The 21,937-nt window shown below is 40.7% G+C and carries 13 protein-coding genes; 5 read left to right on the plus strand and 8 right to left on the minus strand.

Features of this window, described 5'->3' with window-relative positions; all coding sequences use genetic code 11:
- Nucleotides 1–23: 23 nt before the first annotated feature.
- The 8 genes from TPSD3_RS15220 to TPSD3_RS15255 all read right to left on the minus strand — a co-directional run bounded on the left by TPSD3_RS15220 (nt 24) and on the right by TPSD3_RS15255 (nt 12,271).
- Entirely contained in the window at nt 24–1,355 is a 1,332-nt protein-coding gene (locus TPSD3_RS15220; RefSeq protein WP_086489388.1) for a M16 family metallopeptidase, read from the minus strand.
- A 3-nt stretch (nt 1,356–1,358) separates the two neighbouring features.
- Nucleotides 1,359–2,726 carry a M16 family metallopeptidase gene (locus tag TPSD3_RS15225; RefSeq protein WP_217884474.1) on the minus strand — a complete coding sequence of 456 codons (1,368 nt, stop codon included), beginning with the start codon at nt 2,724–2,726 and terminating at the stop codon, nt 1,359–1,361.
- Nucleotides 2,727–2,755: 29 nt separating this feature from the next.
- A complete protein-coding gene (locus tag TPSD3_RS15230) occupies nt 2,756–3,364 on the minus strand; it encodes a class I SAM-dependent methyltransferase (protein WP_086489389.1) in 609 nt (202 codons plus the stop codon).
- Nucleotides 3,365–3,471: 107 nt separating this feature from the next.
- Nucleotides 3,472–5,241, minus strand: coding sequence for an exodeoxyribonuclease V subunit alpha (gene recD, locus TPSD3_RS15235; RefSeq protein ID WP_176329893.1), 1,770 nt, complete (start codon nt 5,239–5,241; stop codon nt 3,472–3,474).
- Nucleotides 5,242–5,362: 121 nt separating this feature from the next.
- Entirely contained in the window at nt 5,363–6,736 is a 1,374-nt protein-coding gene (locus tag TPSD3_RS15240; protein ID WP_176329894.1) for a TolC family outer membrane protein, read from the minus strand.
- A gap of 46 nt (nt 6,737–6,782) precedes the next feature.
- Complete coding sequence (locus TPSD3_RS15245) at nt 6,783–7,100, minus strand: rhodanese-like domain-containing protein (RefSeq protein WP_086489392.1); 318 nt, start codon at nt 7,098–7,100, stop codon at nt 6,783–6,785.
- A 9-nt stretch (nt 7,101–7,109) separates the two neighbouring features.
- Nucleotides 7,110–7,772 carry a protein-L-isoaspartate O-methyltransferase family protein gene (locus TPSD3_RS15250; RefSeq protein WP_086489393.1) on the minus strand — a complete coding sequence of 221 codons (663 nt, stop codon included), beginning with the start codon at nt 7,770–7,772 and terminating at the stop codon, nt 7,110–7,112.
- Nucleotides 7,773–7,912: 140 nt separating this feature from the next.
- Nucleotides 7,913–12,271 carry a response regulator gene (locus TPSD3_RS15255; protein WP_086489394.1) on the minus strand — a complete coding sequence of 1,453 codons (4,359 nt, stop codon included), beginning with the start codon at nt 12,269–12,271 and terminating at the stop codon, nt 7,913–7,915.
- A 300-nt stretch (nt 12,272–12,571) separates the two neighbouring features.
- On the opposite strand from TPSD3_RS15255, the gene TPSD3_RS15260 reads away from it, so the two are divergent.
- The 5 genes from TPSD3_RS15260 to rpe all read left to right on the plus strand — a co-directional run bounded on the left by TPSD3_RS15260 (nt 12,572) and on the right by rpe (nt 21,888).
- Entirely contained in the window at nt 12,572–14,959 is a 2,388-nt protein-coding gene (locus TPSD3_RS15260) for a Tex family protein (protein ID WP_086489395.1), read from the plus strand.
- A 76-nt stretch (nt 14,960–15,035) separates the two neighbouring features.
- Nucleotides 15,036–16,562, plus strand: coding sequence for an FAD-linked oxidase C-terminal domain-containing protein (locus TPSD3_RS15265; protein WP_086489396.1), 1,527 nt, complete (start codon nt 15,036–15,038; stop codon nt 16,560–16,562).
- Between the two features lie 3 nt (nt 16,563–16,565).
- Nucleotides 16,566–17,621, plus strand: coding sequence for a glycolate oxidase subunit GlcE (glcE, locus tag TPSD3_RS15270; protein WP_086489397.1), 1,056 nt, complete (start codon nt 16,566–16,568; stop codon nt 17,619–17,621).
- 55 nt (nt 17,622–17,676) lie between these two features.
- Nucleotides 17,677–20,952, plus strand: a complete 3,276-nt coding sequence (recC, locus tag TPSD3_RS15275) for an exodeoxyribonuclease V subunit gamma (RefSeq protein ID WP_086489398.1) — start codon at nt 17,677–17,679, stop codon at nt 20,950–20,952.
- A gap of 261 nt (nt 20,953–21,213) precedes the next feature.
- Entirely contained in the window at nt 21,214–21,888 is a 675-nt protein-coding gene (gene rpe / locus TPSD3_RS15280; RefSeq protein WP_086489399.1) for a ribulose-phosphate 3-epimerase, read from the plus strand.
- Nucleotides 21,889–21,937: the final 49 nt, after the last annotated feature.

A 21,937-nucleotide genomic window follows, 5' to 3' on the forward strand; every position in this document is an offset into this window, starting at 1 on the left:
AGTGACATTAGATAAATAGTTTTCTATTCTTTTATCTTTTCATTGGGATTATTTTTCCCGCCCACCGTCACCACCACCCAATTTTCAGGCGTTAAACGCGACCGCATGGCTTCGTACACTTGTTCAGGTGTCACTGCGTCAACCCGCGCATTAAAATGTTGTAAATGATCTAAGCCAATTCCTTCATAAAAACCAATTACGGTTAAATAATTGATAATCTTAGCATTACTGTTAATGCGCGAAGGAAATCCACCTGTAATATTTCGTTTAATGGCCGCCAAACGCTCGGCATCTGGAGCGTGTGCAACAAAATCTCTTATGGTTTGTTGCATAATGGCTAAGGTGGTTTCGGCTTGGTCGTTGCGGGTTTGGGCGGTTGCTGCGAATAAACCTTTTTCCCGTAAAGCTGAAATACTGCTATACGTACTGTATGCCAAACCACGCTGTTCCCGCACCGCTTGCATCAACAGCGAGCGAAAACTGCTGCCGCCCAGCAGATGATTGCCCACAAATAAGGGAAAATAATACTCGTCAGATCGAGTCATACCCGGTTGACCGATAAAAATATGCGTCTGTTGACTGGGAAAATCGATATGAATACGTTGTGGAGTCGTCAAAGCTGGCACGGGAGGCAAAGCGGCTGCCTTTTCACCTTTGGGGAAAGATTGCGTGATTTTATTTGCTAAATCAATCGCTTGGCTTTTCGACATCGCACCGACAATGGCCACTTGGGCATTCTCAACGACGTAATATCGCTTGTAAAATGTCTTAATTATTTCAGGTGTCAGTTGATTGACAGTGTCCAACGTGCCTGTAGTCGGATTGGCGTAAGGGTGATCACCAAACACTGAATAATACAAAGCACGTTCGCCCAAATAACTGGGATTTTGCTGCTCATAAGTCAATTCGCTGATCAATTGTTGCCGTAAACGTTGCCCATCACTGTCTGCAAAACGAGGCTGAGTCAATATCTCAGCAAACAAATTTGTTGAGGCTGACAACAGTTTGTCTTCTGTCAAGCTGCGCAAATGAAACACAGCCATGTCTTGATCGATACTGTTACTGTAGTTCGATCCCCAATCGGCAAATTGTTCTGCGATGGCATCTGCATCATGTTTCGTCGTACCTTCACCCAGCCAATTGGAAGTTAAGTAAGCCGTGCCAGAAATGTCATCGCGTGCGCTGCCTGCGTCAAACGCCACTTGAATATCCACCATTGGAATTTCAGGTGCCACCGCAAAATACACCGCTACGCCATTATCTGTACGCCAATGCTCAATCGTGGGTAAAGCCAACCCGCTGCTAGAATAAAGCAATGTCATTAAAAACGCATTGATAATCAAATAAATACGCATATTTTACTCTCCTACCGTCGAGGTGGTTGAAGCCATCGCTTGGGGTTCTAAATAGCCCACGGTTAAAAGATCGTCTTGCAAATAACGCAAAGCTACCGACTGAATTTGCTCTGGCGTAATTTCCGCAATGCGTGCCAAATAAGTATCCAATAACTGCCAATTTAAACCCGCATTATGAATCATTCCCAAGCGCATGGCTTGGTAAAATAACGAATCTTGACTATAAATTTCTTGGGCGCGTAATTGTGTTTTCACACGATTTAATTCTTCTGTACTGACCAATTCATTATGTAGGCGATTAATTTCTTGAGCAATGGCTTTTTCTAAATCAAATACCGAATATTTTTCAGTGGGGGCGGCGGAAATATTAAACAAAGTATGATAGCGATTTAAAGGATCATAATTAACACTGACATAAGTCGCTATTTCTTGTCCGCGCACTAATGATTTAGGCAAGCGAGAACTGTCATTTCCATCTAAAATATTCGCCAGTAAAATTAAAGCATAAATTTCCCAATCTTTGCTTTCTTCTATAACGACCAATGAAGGCACTTGATAAAGCAAACTTAACACAGGCATTTTAGCAGGTAATTTAACCGTCATTTGTTTTTTGCCACGCTGTGACAATTCGTCACGTTTTTTCAGTGTTAAGGGCGTGTCATTGGTGGCGGGAATATCGCCGAAATAACGCACCGCTAATTCATGCACTTCCTCTGGCTGCACATCGCCCACCACGACTAATGTGGCGTGATTAGGCGCGTACCAATGTTGATACCATAATAATAAATCTGCCCGTTGATACTGCTCAATATCGCTGCGCCAACCAATAATTGGATCACGATAAGGACTGGTCATTAATGCGGTGGCTTTTAATCGTTCACTAAATGCGGCCGTTGGGTTATCATCCACGCGCTGACTGCGTTCTTCTAATATCACTTGACGCTCTTTCATTAATTCTTCTTCAAGCAATAATAAATTCTGCATTCGATCTGCTTCTAATTCAAAATGCAAAGCCAAACGCGAGTTTTCTAATTCGGCATAATAAGCCGTATAATCATAACTGGTAAACGCATTTTCTGTTGCGCCATTTTCTGATAATAAGCGGGAATATTCGCCAGGTCCATAACGGGTTGTGCCTTTGAACATTAAATGTTCTAACATGTGGGATAATCCCGTTTGTCCTGTGAGTTCATCACTGGCTCCCACTCGATACCATATTTGGCTGACCACCATAGGGCTGCGGCGATCTACTTTAACCAATACTTGCAAACCATTTTCAAGGGTATAATGATGCACGGCATTTTCTGCATTAACCGAAAAAGCAAAGCCAACATTAAGCAAAAAAATAGCAATCATGAATAGAATTTTCATGCCCAATTCCTCAAAGTGATAAAGCAAAATTATTGCGCTTTCCAAGTCAGCACATAAGCAGGCGGAATATTATTAAACATCACCTGACTGCGATGATGCGTAAAAAATAATTCGTCCATAGCATGACGAAAACGCACCGCCGAAGGCAAAGCATAAGCATGAACATATTGGAATGTTCTAAACACGCTACCCGAAGCCATTAATTGAGCCACATTATTAATAATATTATCTTGCGTTTGACGGCGAAAACTGGCGAAAGGTAAGCCTGAAATAATGACACTGGGTAATTTTAATTCAGTGTGTTGATATAATTGCACAGCTTGTTCGGCATTACCTTCAATAAAATGCAAATCAGGAAATTCTCTTTTTAATAAAAGAACAAAACGCGGCTCTAATTCAATCCCTAAATAATGCTGCGGATTGGGCAATGCCGAGCGAATAAACGACGTAAAAGCCCCGGTACCAGGGCCTAATTCCAGCACCGTATCCTCATCGCGCAAGGTCAAATTGTGCAGCATGGCCTTGGCTAAATTGGGCGAGCTAGGCGCAATAGCCCCCACGGTGAGCGGATTGCAAACAAATTCTCGTAAAAAACTTAATGTACCGCGATGTTTTTTGTTGATAAAATGATTTATCATTCTTATTACCCAACTACTTATAATAGATATTATGATGTGCATGTATTAAAAATTAGCACTGTTTTTTTAAAGTGAAATGACAGTTTAAAAACACTGTTATTTCCAAATCAATAAGCGGTTTTTTTTAACGTTTCAAATTGCATGATTAAACCCGAATTGCGTTTAATGCGACGAGACATGGCTTCAATAATGACTTCACGATTTCCCATTAAATATAAATGCTGTTTAGCGCGGGTCATTCCTGTATATAATAATTCACGGGTTAATAAATTTGAAATTTGATCAGGAATCAGCAATAACACTTCGTCAAATTCCGACCCCTGACTTTTATGAATCGTCATGGCATAAACCGTTTCATGTTCAGGCAAACGATTAGGCCACACTTGACGCAACCCATTGGGTGATTCTGGATCAAAGAAAAAGGCTTGTGCTTCTGGCATATCGGGTAATTGTAAAATCAATCCCGTATCACCGTTAAATAACCGTAAATGGTAGTCATTGCGTGTCACCATAATGGGGCGACCATGATACCAGCGCGTATTGGGTTTAATGTCAAAATGAATGCTTAAAATCGTTTCAATTAAACGATTAATCGCCAACACGCCAAATATCCCATGACGCATGGCACACAAAACCCGAAATTGATTAAATAATTTTAAGGCTAAAAATGGATCACGAGCCTGTAAATAAGAGGTAAAGTTTTTAAGAATAATGGGAGTTAATTTTTTTTGTAATTGTTCTTGATTTTCAATAGGTTGCCATTCGATAGATTCTTGGCTAGATTGCAATAGACGTGTTAATGTTTCCGTTTCGCCGTAACGAATGGCATGCGCCAGTTGTCCAATACCATGATCCGCTCTAAAGCGATAGCTTTTTTCTAATAAAACCAAATGATTTCTTAAAAAAGACTGTTTCTTTTCTGCTAATTCACACAAATCACCTAAAATTGTTCCTGCTTCTACAGAAGCTAATTGATCCCGATCTCCCAATAAAATTAAACGCGCATTCGGCAATAAAGCAGAGACTAATTTAGTCATTAATGCCAAATCAATCATTGATGCTTCATCCACCACAATCACATCGTATAATAATGGATTTTGGGCGTTATGATAAAAATAAGGAGAGCCTTTTTTACTGCCTAATAGACGATGTAATGTACTGGCTTTGCTGGGAATATTATTTTTTAATTCAGGATCAATATTAAGCTGTGGAATAGCGGCTTGAATCGCCTCTTCTAAGCGCGCCGCCGCTTTACCCGTAGGCGCAGCCAACGCCACGCGCAAATCCGCTTGTTGCGCCAATAATAGGGCTAAAATGCGTACAACGGTAGAGGTTTTGCCCGTCCCCGGCCCACCAGAAATAATACAAAATCGCCGCGTCAATGCGCACAATACCGCTTTACGCTGTTTCACATCACGCGGTTTGGCAGGGAAAAGACGGGATAAATGATCTTTTAATAAGGTTCTGGAAAAAAGAAGAGGCAAAGGCTGTAAACGCAAATAAATCTGTTGCGCAAACAGCCGTTCATAATGCCAATAACGGTATAAATAAAGCCGATCTTGTTCTAAAATAAGTGGCTTATAATCACCCACCATTCCCACTACTTTAGTGGCACTTAATTCATTTCGCCATTGCGTTAAAGAGGGGCATTGTAATTGTGGCAAATTTTGGGAAGAGGGAGAAGTGGGAAAAGATGTATTGGCTAAATCAGATAAAGACAAACAAATATGTCCTTGCGCATTAAAATAACTCACCAAAACCGCACTTAATAAAACAACCTCATGACCACCGCCATCCAATCGATATAAAAAATGAGCAAATTGTACATCTAATGGTGAAAAAACGCCCAGTTCACACAATTGTTCCAGCGTAGTCATGGTGCTGTTTAACGACACAATAAAACCCCATAAACAAAAACATTCAACAAGAGATATTAAAAAACATTCCCCTGTTATTTGTTAAAAAATGCCGTTTCTTAATAAAAGATTTTAAAGCCCATTATTCCGCATTAATTTCAGGATTATCCATGACGGGACTGGTATGTGCTTCAGATGCGTCAGTTAGCCAAGTATTAATGGTTTGCAAATCTTTCACATTTAAAATGCCTGCGGCTTGTTTTAATTGCAAGGTGGCGAGAACATAATTATAACGCGCTTGGGAATAATCCCGTAACGCGCCTAATAAACGACGTTGCGATTCCAAAACATCAACCGAAGTGCGCGTTCCCACATCAAAGCCCGTTTGTGTGGCTTCTAACGCGGTTTCTTGAGAACGAACGGCTTGTTCTAATGCCTGAACTTGGCTGATATTAGACAACACATTAAGGTAACTATTATGCACTTGTCTTTCTATATTACGCCGTACTTGTTCTAAATTATCAATGGCTTTAGCATGTTGTTGTTGAGCAATGCTAATTTGCGCTCGCGTTGCGCCGCCGGTGTAAAGATTATAACTGACATTAACACCAATTTGATTGCGAGTATTGCCATCGCTCATATTGGGATTAGTATCGCCGCGCAAAACATGTTCATAACCATGACTCGCCCCCAAACCCACTAAAGGCAATTCCGCAGTGCGCGCCCGCTCAATAGCTTGTCGCGCTATTTCTACGGCTAATTGACTGGCAATAATCGCAGGATTTTGTTCTAAAGCAGTATCCACCCATTTTTTAATATCATTAGGGTCTGGATTTAATAAAGTAACATCTGTTTTTAAAGTCGATAAATTTTGATAATAACGCCCTGTAATTTCGCGTAAAACTTGATACGCATTATCTAGAAAATTCTTAGTCCGAATCACCTCAGCAATCGCCGCATCATAACCCGCTTGCGATTCTTGCACATCAGTAATCGCAATTAAACCGACTTCAAAACGTTGTTTCGTCTGCTCTAATTGCCGCGCTAAAGCAAGGCGAGTGGATTCAGTAAAGCGCACATCATCTTGCCGCGCTAACACGTTAAAATAAGCATCAGAAACCCTTAACATTAAATTTTGCCGCGCACTTTCAAAATTAGCGAGAGCTTGTTGAATGCTCACATCAACTTGATCAATCGCCAATTGTTTATCAGGATCATAAAGCGGCATGGATAAAGATACGGTGTAACCTAAACTGGTATTTTCATTGCTGTCATTACCGAAAAAATCCGCCGTGTTATAATTCTCATTTAATGCCCCCTGCAATCTCACCACAGGTAATAATCCCGCTTGAGCCAATGGGCGATTTTGCTCTGCAATTAAACGGTCAGATTCTGCAATTTTAAGCTGTGGATCATTGCTTTCTGCTTGTTGAAAAATTTGCAGCAATGATTCCGCTTGTAATGGAGACACTACGATTGTCCCTAATAAGACCCATAAAGCGATAGAATAACGCATTGATTTAATCCCTTGTTTTAACAAAAAAGGTTTTAATTTAAACCGATTAATAAGTAGACATTTGTGGATCAACCGTTTTAGCCCACGCATCAATTCCACCTTGTAAATTAATCAGCGAATGGAATCCGTAATGTTCTAACCATAATGCCACTTGGCGACTGCGAATGCCGTGATGACAAATAACCACTATTTCTGCATTCGGATCAAGCTCAGAAAATCGTTGAGAAATTTGTCCCATCGGCAATAAAATAGAATTAGGCAAATGACAAATTTCATATTCCCATAATTCTCTGACATCTAGCAATAAAGGCGTTGCGCCACTTTCAAGATAACGCTTTAATTCTGAGGGTTGAAAATGACGCATTATGATCTCTTAAAAAACGAAACCATTGGCTTTCGGTGCGCCAATTAATGCAGGCACAAATAATTCACATAAGCTGTCTTCAATCCATTCTATTTCAGAAATGCGTTGAATTAAACAGGCTTCCATAATGGGCGCATGGCCTACAATCGCTAATAAACGCCCACCAATTTCTAATTGATTTTGGAAATGAGCAGGAATAGACGGCACAGACCCCGTCAATACAATCGCATCGTAACGTTGATCAGAATGATAGCCGTGCAAACCATTGCCAACATCTTGATTTACATTGCGAATATTTTGCGCTTTTAAACAAGCGGTGGCTTTTTCGGCTAATTCAGCATGATATTCAACAGTATCCACATGATTAACCGAATGGGCTAATAGCGCAGTTAAATAACCACTGCCTGTACCGATTTCTAATACTCGATCTGTGTCTTGTAAAGCGAGTGCTTGTAACAAGCGTCCTTCTTGTTTTGGCGACATCATCACTTGCCCACAGCCCAAAGGAATTTGAATATCTGCAAAAGCCAAATGTCGATAGCTTTCTGGCACAAAAGCCTCGCGGGGAATTGTCATCATTAAATCTAAAACATCTTGATTTAATACTTCCCACGTGCGCACTTGTTGTTCGACCATATTAAAGCGGGCTTGTTCAAAATTAAGTTCAGCCATTGGTGTGTTCCTACTTTTCAAAAATAAAAAACTGTATTCTTTTAACGGATTTATTGAGTGGGTCACTTCTTCGTTTATTATGCCACAATTTCACATTTATTTTAACACCCAAAAAATTTTCAGGCGAGAAAACAAACCGCTTAACGATATAACCAAACGCGCATTAATGAAATTAAACGATCCGTATCTACAGGCTTAGTTAAATAATCGCTAGCACCCGCCTCAATACATTTGCTGCGATCACCTTTCATTGCCTTCGCGGTTAAGGCAATAATAGGCAAATCTCTAAAGCGCAATTGACTGCGAATTTCACGAGTGGCTTGATAGCCGTCCATTTCTGGCATCATAATATCCATTAACACAATAGCAATGTCAGGATTTTCTTCTAATAAGGATAAACCTTTGCGTCCATTTTCAGCAACCAATACTTCCATTTCTCGCTCTTCTAAAAAAGTGGTTAGCGCAAAAGTATTGCGTACATCATCATCAACAATTAACACTTTCTTACGTGCTAATAAGGCTTCACGGTCGTGGGCTGAACGTAAAATACGTTGTGTTTCAATAGGTAAAGACACTTCTGCTTGATGTAAAAACAACATCACTTGATCCAACAATTGCTCCATAGAAGAAACTGATTTGACCAATAATTTTTTAACCGATACCAATGATTTATCCGTGTAAATAATAATAGGAAGATGCACAAATTGTTCTGTTTCTTGTAACAGCGATAATAAGTCTGATTGGGCTTGTTGTTCCACATCGATAATGAGGCAATCAATCGTGTGTTCATTCAGTGTCGCATAACAATCTTCTAAGCGAGTGCTGGTAAACCATTGCACTGCTTTAATAGACAGCATATTTAATAAAGTATTTTGTCGCTCTGGATAATGGCTGAATAATAAAATACTTTTAGTTGAGCGCGCAATAAATTCTTCTATGGTTTGTAAAGCCAATTCTAATTTTTGATGGGTAGCAGGTTTTAATAAAAAGCCAATTGCGCCTAATTGATGGGCTAATTGCGGTTTATCTGTGCCTGAAACGAAATAAACGGGAATATGTCGCGTATTGGCCGCATCTTTTAAACTTTCCATGACACCCCAGCCATTCACTCGCGGAATATTCACGTCGAGAATAATCGCCGAAGGACGATATTCTTCTGCCAACAATAAGCCTGTCATGCCATCTTCGGCTAATAAACATTTAAAGCCACGTTCATTGGCTAATTCTTTTAGTAATTTAAGAAAAACATGATCATCATCAATCAGTAACAATACTCGATCATTTTTTTGTAAAATATTTCTGTCATCGGGAATTGTAGCGGGCGGAGATTGAAACATTAAAAAAGGCACAGGTGCAGGCGCAAAACGCGGTTTTTCTTTCACGGATTCACTGATTTCTATTTCTACAGATTCTAATAATTCTACGGTATTAAGTATGGTGTTTTCTATTACTGAATCTGATTTGGTTTTTACGGCTTCTATTTTCTCGACTTGTGCGGAGATATTTTTTTCCCCTGAAAGTAAATAAATATTAGGAATGCGCAAAGGCAAAACCAAAGAAAACACACTGCCTTGATGCAGTACACTTTTAAGCCACAATTCCCCGCCTAATAATTGCGCCAATTGGCGAGAAATGGATAAACCCAATCCCGTCCCTCCATAACGACGGCTAATGGTGCCATCTAATTGTTTAAAGGCTTCAAAAATGACCGCTTGCTTATCTTCAGGAATGCCAATACCAGTGTCTTTAACGTGAAAAGCCAACCATTGTCCTGCCGCTAATTGCGGTGGATTATTTAATAATTCCACTTCTAAACACACCTCACCAGATGCCGTAAATTTAAAAGCATTCGATAATAAATTCTTTAACACTTGTTGCAAGCGTTGTTCATCAGTGTAAATAGAGGTGGGAATGTTTTCTCCATACAATTGACGAAAAGCTAAAGATCGGCTTTCGGCTATCGGTTGAAATTTGCGCTTTAAACTGGCAAATAAAGCATCAATTGGAATATCATCTGGCGTTAATTCCATGCGTCCTGATTCAATCTTAGATAAGTCTAAAATCTCATCGATTAAGGTTAATAAATCTTTGCCAGAACTATAAATTGTTTTGGCTTGTTCCACTTGTTTTTCAGATAAATTTTGACTGCGATTTTCTGACAATAATCCTGCTAAAATTAGCAGACTATTTAACGGCGTACGCAATTCATGGGAAACATTGGCTAAAAACTCGGATTTATATTGACTGACTTTAGTCAATTCTTCGGCTTTAATTTCTATTTCTTTGCGATGTTGTTGCAGGATTTTATTTTGGCGATTAATTTCTGCTTTTTGCTGTTCTAATTCACGGGTTTTGCTTTCTAATACATCATTGGTTTTACGCAATTCATCCTGTTGAGATTGCAATTCTTCTTGCTGGGCTTGTAACTCTTCATTTTGCGCTTGCATTTCTTCATTTTGCGTTTGCAATTGGGCTTGACGCACACGCAATTCTTCTTCCGCATGTTTGCGTTCCGTGATGTTGCGAATAATGCCCGTGAATAAACGCCGTTCTCCCAAATACATCTCACTCACTGCTAAATCAATGGGGAATTTTTCTCCATCTTTACGTTGTGCCATTAACTCACGCGGATTGCCAATAATATGGGCTTGGCCCGTCGCTAAATAACGTTGTAAATAGCCTCCATGTTCGCTGCGATAAGGCTCTGGCATTAGCCATTCAATCGGCTGATTAATCACTTCTTCACTGTGATAGCCAAATAATTTTTCAGCGGCTTTATTAAATGACTCAATTCGCCCTTTTTCATCAATGGTAATAATGGCATCAACCACCGTATTGAGAATAGCACGAATGCGGGTTTCTTGGCTGATGATTTCGCTTTGTTGATTTTGCAATTCTTCGGTTAATTTTTGCGATTCTTCTAATAACGCCCGCATTTCTAATTGCGATAAAGAAGATTTTAAACCAATAGCAATATTATCCACCACGCGATTTAATAATTCTATATCACTGGGCATAAACGCATAGCGACTGCCCCAAGTTAAAACACCTAAAACTTCTTGTTCATAAACCAAAGGCAACACACAAATGGCATTCGGTATTGCCGCACCTAATCCCGTTTGAATGGTTAAATCAGTGGATTTTTCATCCAGTTGATTAAATACAATTAATTTCTTTTCTAAAGCCGCTTGACCAATTAATCCTTCGCCTAATTTAAATTGATGTTCATCATTATTTCTATGATGATAAGCATAACTGCATATTAAAGAAAATGCACGGTTTGATTTACCCAAATAAAACGCACCTACTTGCGCTTTTAAATAAGTGGCGAGAAAATCCAGCACATTTTGCATTAATTGCATAGGGTCTTGTTCGCCGCGCATTCGTTCATTTAATTCGGTTTGTCCCGTTTTTAACCAATCAGAACGTTGACTTTCTTCTGTAACTTGCTGCATTTGTAACAGCATTTGATTAATGCTTTGGGCTAATTGATCTTGTTCACTTTGCACCGTTAAATGTTGGCTATAATCACCACGTGCCACCGCTTGTGATAATTCTTTAATTGCCAGTAAACGTTGAGAAATTTGAGCCAGTTTATAATGCAAACCGTTTGGCTCCATATTGTCCATATTAATTAAAGCTAAATCGCCTTGATTTAAACGTTTTAAATTCTGACACAATAAACCCAAACGACGATGTAAATGAGAAAGTTGCTCATGTAAAGTGCGTTGAATCGGCAAACGAGATTCCGTTTCGTCATATTGCAAAATTTTCTGCATGATCTGCTGCAATACTTCTAACTCCCCCCCCAGTTGACGACGCAAATAACGATAAAGCAAGGCAATAAATCCAATAATAAAAAATGAAGCCAACACAAATAAACTCAGTGAACTTTGATAAAATAATTCACTCAAGTTTTTTTGCCGTATTAATTTTTGCGCGCTGGATTTTTCTAAACTAAGACGCACCCCATCACTTAATGTTTTTAAAGCCTGAAATTGCGGTTGTAATTGGGTGTAATGTTGTTGTATGGTTTGCGGGTTGGTTTCTGTTCGGCTGAATAATTCTAACCATTCTAAAATAGTGTGTTCATAACGGCGTTGTTGTTCTTTTAATAAGGCGACTTCCTTACGTAAATGCTCAATATATTCTTGTCGTTCAATGTTTGCACTGGTGCGTAGGGCGATCTTTAAAATGGTTTCTAACTGCGTTAAATCCATCGATTGGCGCAATTGCTGTTGTTCTACATAAAAACGGGTGGGCAAAGAATCATGATGATTCATAAATTGCATCAGCCATAAATGCAATTCACTTTGATTTTGTTGAAAATCAATCAATTGGTTTAATAACGGTAATTCTAATTCGGATAAATCTCGTGACAACTGATTTAATTGTTGTAAATACCAAAGACTCATCCCAATGCCCGCACTGAGAAGAATTAATAAAACAAAAGCCAGTGTAATTAGACGATTTTTTAATGTAAAAACAGGATTATACATTGAAATTTACCTGTGTAAAATTTTAACAAGATTTTGAGAAAAAATAATGGCTCATTATCGCATGATCACGCATTTATTTCTTATTTATCGATTCCCATTTCAAAAAAAAACGTGACTTGTCTTTATGATCTGTTATCATAGCTTGACGATTTGTTGGACTTGAATGCAGGCTCTTTTTCAGAGCTAAAACCAGTCAATTCCAGTGTCTGCACCTCTGCCTGATCAGAGTTTACCCTTAGTTTTGCCCCGTTTTGCGACGGTGGCCTTGTCTTTAAAAAATATCGGATTGTCGATTAACCCATGAATACCATTGCTCAACGGATTGCCGAACAACTTTCGGTGCAGGATTGGCAGATTACCGCTGCGATTCGTCTGCTGGATGAGGGCGCAACCGTGCCTTTTGTGTCACGCTATCGTAAAGAAGCGACTGGCGGCTTAGATGATACGCAATTGCGCACCTTAGAAGAACGCCTGCGTTATCTGCGCGAATTGGAAGAACGCCGCGAGACCATTTTACGCAGTATTGAGGAGCAAGGTAAATTAACGCCCGAATTAGCCCAAGACATCCACGCCGCAGACACGAAAAATCGCTTAGAAGATTTGTATCTGCCTTATAAACCCAAACGGCGCACTAAAGCCCAAATCGCCCGCGAAGCCGGCTTAGAACCCCTCGCTCTCGCGCTGTTGCAAGACCCTACTGTAGACCCCGACGTGCTGGCCACGCAATATTTTAATCCTGATCACGCTTTAACGGAAATTAAACCCGTTTTGGATGGCGCACGGCAAATTTTAATGGAACAGTTCGCTGAAAATGCCGAGTTATTAGGGCGTTTGCGCGAGTTCCTCTGGGATAATGCGTTATTGGTGTCTTCTTTGGTCGAAGGAAAGGCAGAGAGTGGGGCGAAATTTTCTGATTATTTCGAGTATAACGAAGCGTTAAAAAATATTCCGTCTCACCGTGCCTTGGCTTTGTTTCGCGGTCGCAATGAAGAAGTGTTGCGTTTGAATATTCAGTTAAAACTGGACGAAGACAGCAGTGACACGCATTCGTGCGAAGTGCAGATCGCGCAGTTTTTTCATATTGAAAATCAAGGGCGTAAAGCCGATGCGTGGTTGTCAGAAACGGTACGTCATGCGTGGCGGTTTAAAATTCGTTTACATTTAGAATCTGAATTATTATTGCGTTTACGCGAGGCCGCTGAATCGGAAGCGATCAAGGTTTTCGCCAGCAATTTACACGATTTACTGTTGGCCGCACCTGCCGGCCGACGCACCACTTTAGGCTTAGACCCCGGCATTCGCACGGGCGTGAAATATGCCGCGGTGGATGGCACGGGAAAATTGGTCGCCCACGGCACCATTTACCCCCACGCCCCTAAAAATCAATGGAATGAGTCTATCCAAGTGTTAGCCGCGGTGTGTGCGGCGCACCAAGTAGAATTGGTCAGCGTCGGCAACGGCACCGCTTCACGAGAAACGGATCGCTTAGTCGCTGATTTAATGCGTCAACATCCTGAATTAAAATTAAGTAAAGTCATGGTGTCTGAAGCGGGCGCGTCGGTTTATTCGGCTTCAGAATTGGCAGCGCAGGAATTTCCTGATTTGGATGTATCACTGCGTGGTGCGGTTTCGATTGCTCGACGTTTACAAGACCCGCTGGCCGAATTGGTCAAAATTGACCCTAAATCTATCGGAGTCGGCCAATATCAACACGATGTCAATCAAACACAATTAGCCCATTCGCTAGATGCGGTGGTAGAGGACTGCGTTAATGCCGTTGGCGTGGATGTGAATACTGCTTCGGTATCTTTACTCAGTCGTATTTCTGGATTAAGTCCCAGTTTAGCCCGCAATATTGTCAGTTTCCGCGATGAAAATGGCCCCTTCAAAAATCGCCAATTATTACTCAAAGTTCCCCGTTTGGGTGAGAAAACATTTGAATTAGCCGCAGGATTTTTGCGCATTGCCGACGGCGATAATCCCTTAGACGCATCGGCTGTGCATCCCGAAGCCTATCCTATCGTGGAACGTATTTTGGCACAGTGTCAAAAACCCATTAAAGTCGTGTTAGGTGATACGTCATTTTTACGCAGTTTATCGCCGGCCGATTTCGTCGATGAGCGTTTTGGTTTGCCAACGGTCACCGATATTTTAAAAGAATTGGAAAAACCCGGCCGCGACCCCCGTCCCGAATTTAAAACCGCTGCATTTCGTGATGATGTGGCGCAATTAGACGATTTGCAACCGGGTATGATTTTGGAAGGCGTAGTCACCAATGTGACGAATTTTGGCGCATTTGTGGACATTGGCGTGCATCAAGACGGTTTAGTACATATTTCTGCCTTAGCCAACAGCTTTGTCAAAGACCCGCGAGATGTGGTCAAAGCGGGAGATGTGGTTAAAGTCAAAGTGTTAGAAGTGGATTTGAAACGCAAACGGGTGGCTTTAACCATGCGTTTACAAGAGGCCAGCGAATCTCACGAGTCCCGCGCTGGAAGAACAGAGTCCTCTTCTGCCCCTAAACGACATACAGATGCCCATTCATCTCCAGCCGGTAAAGGGAAAAAACCCGCCGTGGCCGCATCGAAAACCCACAAGTCCCCAAAATCCCAACCCGCACAAGCACAACCCATGACCGCTTTTGGTTCTGCGCTGGCCGAAGCACTGGCCAATGCGCGTAAGCGTTAGTACGAGAACTTTGAATCAGAATATTTTTATTATATTCTGATTCTACAATTCGGCCATCACTGCAAGACAACGCATCATGACCTATTCCCCAGAAAATACAACGCCTCGCGGCACGGATTACCACGATCCCGGCTTGCATCATACGCCCTGTGATAAACGGGAACTCCTTTCCCAATTCCTCACTTTTCTCCCCAAAAACGCCGTTTTATCTGAACCCGAAGATTTGCATCCTTATGAATGTGATGGACTTTCGGCTTTTCGCCATTTACCCATGATGGTCGTATTGCCTGAATCGGTGGCGCAGGTGCAACAGATTATGCGCGTATGTTACGAACGACGGGTGCCGGTGATCGCTCGCGGTGCGGGAACGGGATTGTCGGGCAGTGCGTTGCCGGACGATCATAGTGTGTTACTCAGTCTTAGTAAATTAAATCGTATTTTAGAATTAGACCCGCTCAGTCGTACTGCTCGTATTGAACCGGGCGTGCGTAATTTAGCGATTACGGAAGCGGCGAGTCAATATGGACTTTATTACGCGCCCGATCCGTCTTCCCAAATTGCTTGTTCTATTGGGGGCAATGTGGCGGAAAATTCGGGGGGCGTGCATTGTTTAAAATATGGTTTAACCGTTCACAATGTGTTGGCGTTAAAAGTGGTGATGGTGACAGGCGAATTACTCCATATTGGTAGTGGTGCATTGGACAGTCCCGGTTATCATTTGCTGGCTTTAATGCACGGCTCGGAGGGCATGTTAGGGATTGTGGTAGAAGTGTTGGTTAAACTCGTTCCCAAACCTAATGATATACAAGTGTTGTTGATCACCTTCGATGATGTCGCACAAGCAGGGCGTGCAGTCAATACGATTATTGAATCAGGTATTCTCCCCTCGGGCTTGGAAATGATGGATCAATTGGCGATTCGTGCGGCGGAAGATTTTTGTCATGCGGGCTATCCTACGGATGTTGCAGCGATTTTATTGTGCGAATTGGACGGAACGACAGAAGAAGTAGACGAACACGTGAAAAAAGTCGAACAACTCATGCAGAATTGTGGTGCATTAGCGGTGCGCGTGGCGAAAACAGAAGCTGAACGGATTTTATTTTGGAAAGGGCGTAAATCGGCTTTTCCGGCGGTGGGGCGTTTATCTCCTGATTATTACTGTATGGACGGGACTATTCCGCGTCGTCATTTAGCGGCGGTATTAACGCGTTTAAACGAATTATCACAAGAATACAATTTACCCATTGCCAATGTTTTTCATGCGGGCGATGGCAATTTGCACCCTTTAATTATGTACGATGCCAATATTCCCGGCGAATTGGCGCGCACCGAAGAATTAGGCGGCAAAATTCTCACCTTATGCGTAGAAATGGGCGGCACCATCACCGGAGAACACGGTGTGGGTGTGGAAAAAATTAACCAAATGTGTGACCAATTTGCCTCTGCCGAATTACAACAATTTCACGCCATCAAAGAAGCCTTTGATCCATTGCGCCTGCTCAATCCCGGTAAAGCCGTGCCAACCTTACATCGCTGTGCCGAATTGGGCGCGATGCACGTTCATCATAACCAATTGCCTCATTCTGATTTGCCGAGATTTTGAACCATGCGCGATTTAACTGGTGTTTTACAAAATAAAGTTCGTACTGCAATTCAAGACGAAACGCCCTTAGAACTGATCGGCGGTGGTAGCAAGCGTTTTTATGGACGAGAACCTGTTGGCGAGCCGTTGTATTTATCTGAACACGCGGGAATTATGAATTACGAACCCAGCGAATTGGTGATTACAGCACGCGCAGGTACGCGACTACAAGAAATTGAAACGACTTTAGCCGAATCCGGACAATGTTTGGGTTTTGAACCGCCGCATTTTGGGGAAAATGCCACACTCGGCGGCACTATCGCGTGTGGTTTTTCGGGGATGACGCGCCCTTATTGGGGATCGGCGGCGGATTTTGTATTGGGTACGCGGTTATTGACGGGCAAAGCTGAGGTGTTACGTTTTGGTGGTGAGGTGATGAAAAATGTCGCGGGTTACGATGTCTCACGATTGATGGTGGGCGCGTTGGGAACGTTGGGAATTCTTTTGGACGTGTCCCTTAAAGTGCTACCAAAACCCGTTCATCACGTGACTTTAACGCGAGAATGTGATGCAGCCACCAGTTTACGTTTAATGAATCAATGGGCAGGGCAGCCTTTACCGTTGTCGGCAACGGCATTTTTACAAGGTCAATTTTATTACCGTTTATCAGGCAGCGTGCGCGGAGTGGACGCAGCAGTTAAACAATTGGGGGGTGATGTTTTACCGCAAGCGGATACGTTTTGGCGTGATTTGCGCGAACACCGCTTACCTTTTTTTCAAAATGAAACACAAAATTTGTGGCGGCTTTCGCTGCCTTCCACCGTTCCTGTATTGCCTTTGTTGGGAGAAAGTATTATAGAATGGGGTGGCGCGCAGCGGTGGTTGCGCAGTGATACAGATGCAATGACCTTGCGTAATCAGGTTTCTGCGGCGGGGGGTTATGCGACGTTATTCCGTTTTGGCGCACGCCATTCGTGTTTTCAACCGCTTTCAGAGCCGCTTTTGGGCTTACATCAGCAATTAAAAATCGCTTTCGATCCTAAAAATATTTTTAATCGTGGCCGTTTGTATGAAATATAGTCAACTGTTTTAATAGTTCTGACTTTATTTTGTCGCCTTATTGATCACCTCCATTATGTTTCACATTTACCACAGCAATCGTTTAGAACAATTAGCCGAACAATTAAGTTCTTTAATAAAAACACCTTTAGCGCATCCTTTTCTCGCAGAATGTATTGTGGTGCAAAGTAAAGGGATGGAACGTTGGTTGTCTATGCAATTGGCTGAACGATTGGGCATTGCGGCAAATATTGAATTTCCTTTTCCCAATACGATTATTTGGCGATTATTTCGTTCTTTATTCCGTCAATTAAGCGAATTCTCTGTTTTTGATCGAGAAGTAATGTTGTGGCAATTTATGGAATTATTGCCGCATTATTTTGATCATCCTGAGTTTGCCGAATTAAAAAATTATCTGCATGATGATCCGAACGGCGTTAAATTATTCCAATTGTCTTTACGCATTGCAGATACTTTTGATCAATATGGTTTATATCGTCCTGATTTATTATTTTCATGGGAAAATAAAAAGCAGCGCGATGGTTGGCAATCGATATTGTGGAATGAATTAATTCATTTATATCAAACCGATGATCATCGCGCTAAAATTTGGCAAAAATTCATGCAGGCTGATTTAACGCCTTGTTTAACGCAATTACCGCCGCGAATTTCTATTTTTGGCATTTCTAATTTACCACCTGTTTATTTAGAAACATTTGCTTATTTAGGTCAGTTTTTAGAAGTGCATTTATTTTTATTTAATCCCTGTCAAGCGCATTGGGGATATATTGTCTCTGATGTAGAAATGGCGCGATTAGCCCGCAAGCAAAAAGACAATATTATTTCTCCCGAAGAACAATATTATGAAAAAGGCAATCCGTTATTGGCTTCGATGGGAAAAATGGCGCGAGATTTTTTTGATTTAATTCAAGATTATTCGCATCAATCTTATGATTTATTTATAGAAGCGGAGCAAGATTCATTATTGCATTTAGTGCAGAATGATATTTTAAATTTACAAAATCGTCCTATTGATCAAGAAATAGGATTGATTAACCCCCGTGATCAATCTTTACAAATTCACATTTGCCACAGTCCGATGCGCGAAGTGGAAGTGTTATATGATCAATTGCTGAATTTATTTGAAATGAATTCGCAATTATTGCCGCGTGATATTGTGATAATGGTGCCGAAAATTGAAGATTATGCGCCATTTATTGAAGCGGTTTTTGGCGTGGAACGTCAAGGAAAAATGCAATTGCCTTTTAGCATTGCGGATCGGGATTTACGCCATGAAAGCAGTTTGGTTAATACTTTTATTGCCATTTTAGAATTAGAACGGGGGCGTTTTCCTGTTTTAGAGGTATTAAATTTATTAGAAATGGACGCGGTGCAGCGGCGTTTTGCTTTATCTGATGACGATTTAATATTAATTAAACATTGGATTCAAAAAACCGCGATTTGTTGGGGAATGGATGCGGCGAATCGGGCGCAATTAAAACTGCCTGCTTTGCCAGAAAATACTTGGCGTGCGGGTTTAGAACGGTTGTTATTAGGATTTGCTTTAATTGATCAACAGGTTTTATTTGAAGATATTTTGCCTTTTGATGAAATAGAAGGACAAGAAACTTTAATTTTAGGCAAATTAGCAGGATTTATTGAACAGCTTTTTACTACGGTCAATTTATTGTCTCAATCCCATTCTCCCATCGAATGGGCAAATTTATTACTGCGTTTATTAGGGCAGTTTTTCCAACCCAGCGAAACGCAAGAAATTGAAGCGCAACATATTCGTAAAGTGATTCAACAATTAGCCACCACGACGCAAATTAAAGGTTTTGAATTTGAGCAACCGTTGGGAATTGCCGCTATTATTGCCTATTTACGTAATTATTTAAATGAAATTAATCAACCCGTGCATTTTTTGACGGGACAAATTACTTTCTGCACGTTATTGCCGATGCGTAGCATTCCTTTTAAAGTGGTTTGTTTATTGGGCATGAATGATCACAGTTATCCGCGGGTGCAACGTCCATTAAGTTTTGATTTAATGGCACAATATCCGAAAAAAGGGGATCGTTCTTTACGCCATAATGATCGTTATTTATTTTTAGAAGCCTTATTGTCGGCGCGGAATCATTTTTATTTAAGTTACGTCGGACACAGCGTACAAGATAATAGCGAATTGCCGCCTTCGGTATTAGTGAGCGAATTAAAAGATTATCTCATGGCAGGTTTTAAAGGCATTCATGGCGAGAAAATTTTAGAATTAATTCAATGCCATCATCCGTTACAGCCATTTAGTCCTCATTATTTTATGACCCCGCCTTTAAAAACGCAATTATTCAGTTATTCTAAAGAATATTGCCAAGCCAGCTCTGTGCTATTAAAAAAACGCGAAGCAATAAAAGCCGATTTTCTCACCCAAGCATTACCATATCCTGATAGTCATTGGACAACAGTTGATGTATTGGATTTATTGCGATTTTTTAAAAATCCAACACAATATTTATTAAAAGAGCGTTTAGATATTAATTTAAGTTATGAAGAACAATTATTAGAAGAAAATGAGCCGTTTAATTTAGTAGGTTTAAACGCCTATCAATTTACCCAAGAATTAATAGAAGCCGCATTAGCAGGTGAAGCATTAACGCCGCATTTTAATGTGGCCAAAGCCAAAGGTTTATTGCCGCATGGTGTGGTGGGGAAAGTCATTTATGATCGCATTGAAAGCGATATTAAACCGTTTATTCATCAAGTTAAAACAGAGATAATTCACACCCGTTTAACGCCCCAAGCCATTCATTTGACTTTAGGAGCATTCCAACTGTCGGCTTATTTAGATCATTTGTGGAATAAACAACAATTTTTTTACCGTTATGCCGATATGAAAGGCGATGATGTGATTAAATTGTGGTTATATCATTTGCTATTAAATAGCCAGAATAAAGAAGATTCTCTTTTGCCCAATACGTCTATTTTTCTCGCTAAAGACAGTCAAATTTTATTGCGTCCTATTCCGTCTCAAGAAGCCTGTGTTATTTTACAAAATTTACTTGATTTTTACTGGCAAGGTTGTTGTGAATTAATGCCTTTCTTTCCTAAAACCGCATGGAGTTATGCCATCAATTATTATTTTCATACGGAAATGGATCGGGAAAAATCTTTAATAGAAGCTCGAAAAACATGGCGTAATGACAGTTATCAAGAATATGGGGAGTTTTATCAAAGTCCTTATTATGAATTGGCTTTTCAACATGATACGGATCAATTAATTGGCCAGCGTTTTATCACTTTAACCGAACGCTTTTTTCAACCTTTTTTTGCTCATGCGGAAATTTCTTATCACTGATTTTTTGTCAGAATCAGAATTTACAGAATTAATTCTTGCACGTTGTTTATTTTCGGTAAATTTTTTATTCTTTAATTCTGAAAATCCTAAAATTCTGTAAATTCTGATTCAGACAAAATGATTTTTATTTTGCTATATATTATCGCTTATCATCACCATTAATTAAAAAGATAGTTTAATTAGATAAAATTTGTTTATAATAATCCTGTTCTTTTAGAAGAACCGAGACCCATAAAAATTGATATTTAGGAATAATGAAAGATGTTTGATTATTACATTGCACCGTCTATTTTATCGGCTGATTTTGCGCGATTAGGAGAGGAAGTTAGCACGGTATTGGCTGCAGGCGCGGATATTGTTCATTTTGATGTCATGGACAATCATTACGTGCCGAATTTAACCATTGGCCCCTTAGTATGCGAAGCCCTGCGTAAGCATGGAATTAGCGCAGAAATTGATGTGCATTTAATGGTAAAACCTGTGGATCGCATTATTCCCGATTTTGCCAAAGCAGGCGCGACTTATATCACTTTTCATCCAGAAGCCTCTGAGCATGTTGATCGCACTTTGCAATTGATTCGAGATTGCGGTTGTAAAAGTGGTTTAGTTTTTAATCCTGCTACGCCTTTACATTATCTTGATTATGTGATGGATAAAATCGATATGATTTTATTAATGTCGGTTAATCCTGGATTTGGTGGGCAAAGTTTTATTCCTGCGACGTTAGATAAATTAAAATTGGCACGGGAACGCATTAAGCAAAGTGGCCGTCCTATTCGCTTGGAAGTTGACGGCGGCGTTAAAGTGGATAATATCCGCCAAATTGCCGAAGCAGGCGCAGATACTTTTGTCGCAGGATCGGCTATTTTTAACACGCCCAATTATCAAGAAACCATTGCCAAAATGCGTGCTGAATTAGCCAAAGTGACGCGCTAAGTTGCTGCAAAAAAATAAACGCGCTATAATGGCTTATTTTTAGAATTTC

It is taken from the genome of Thioflexithrix psekupsensis, assembly GCF_002149925.1.
In the GTDB taxonomy this organism is placed as follows: Bacteria; Pseudomonadota; Gammaproteobacteria; order Beggiatoales; family Beggiatoaceae; genus Thioflexithrix; species Thioflexithrix psekupsensis.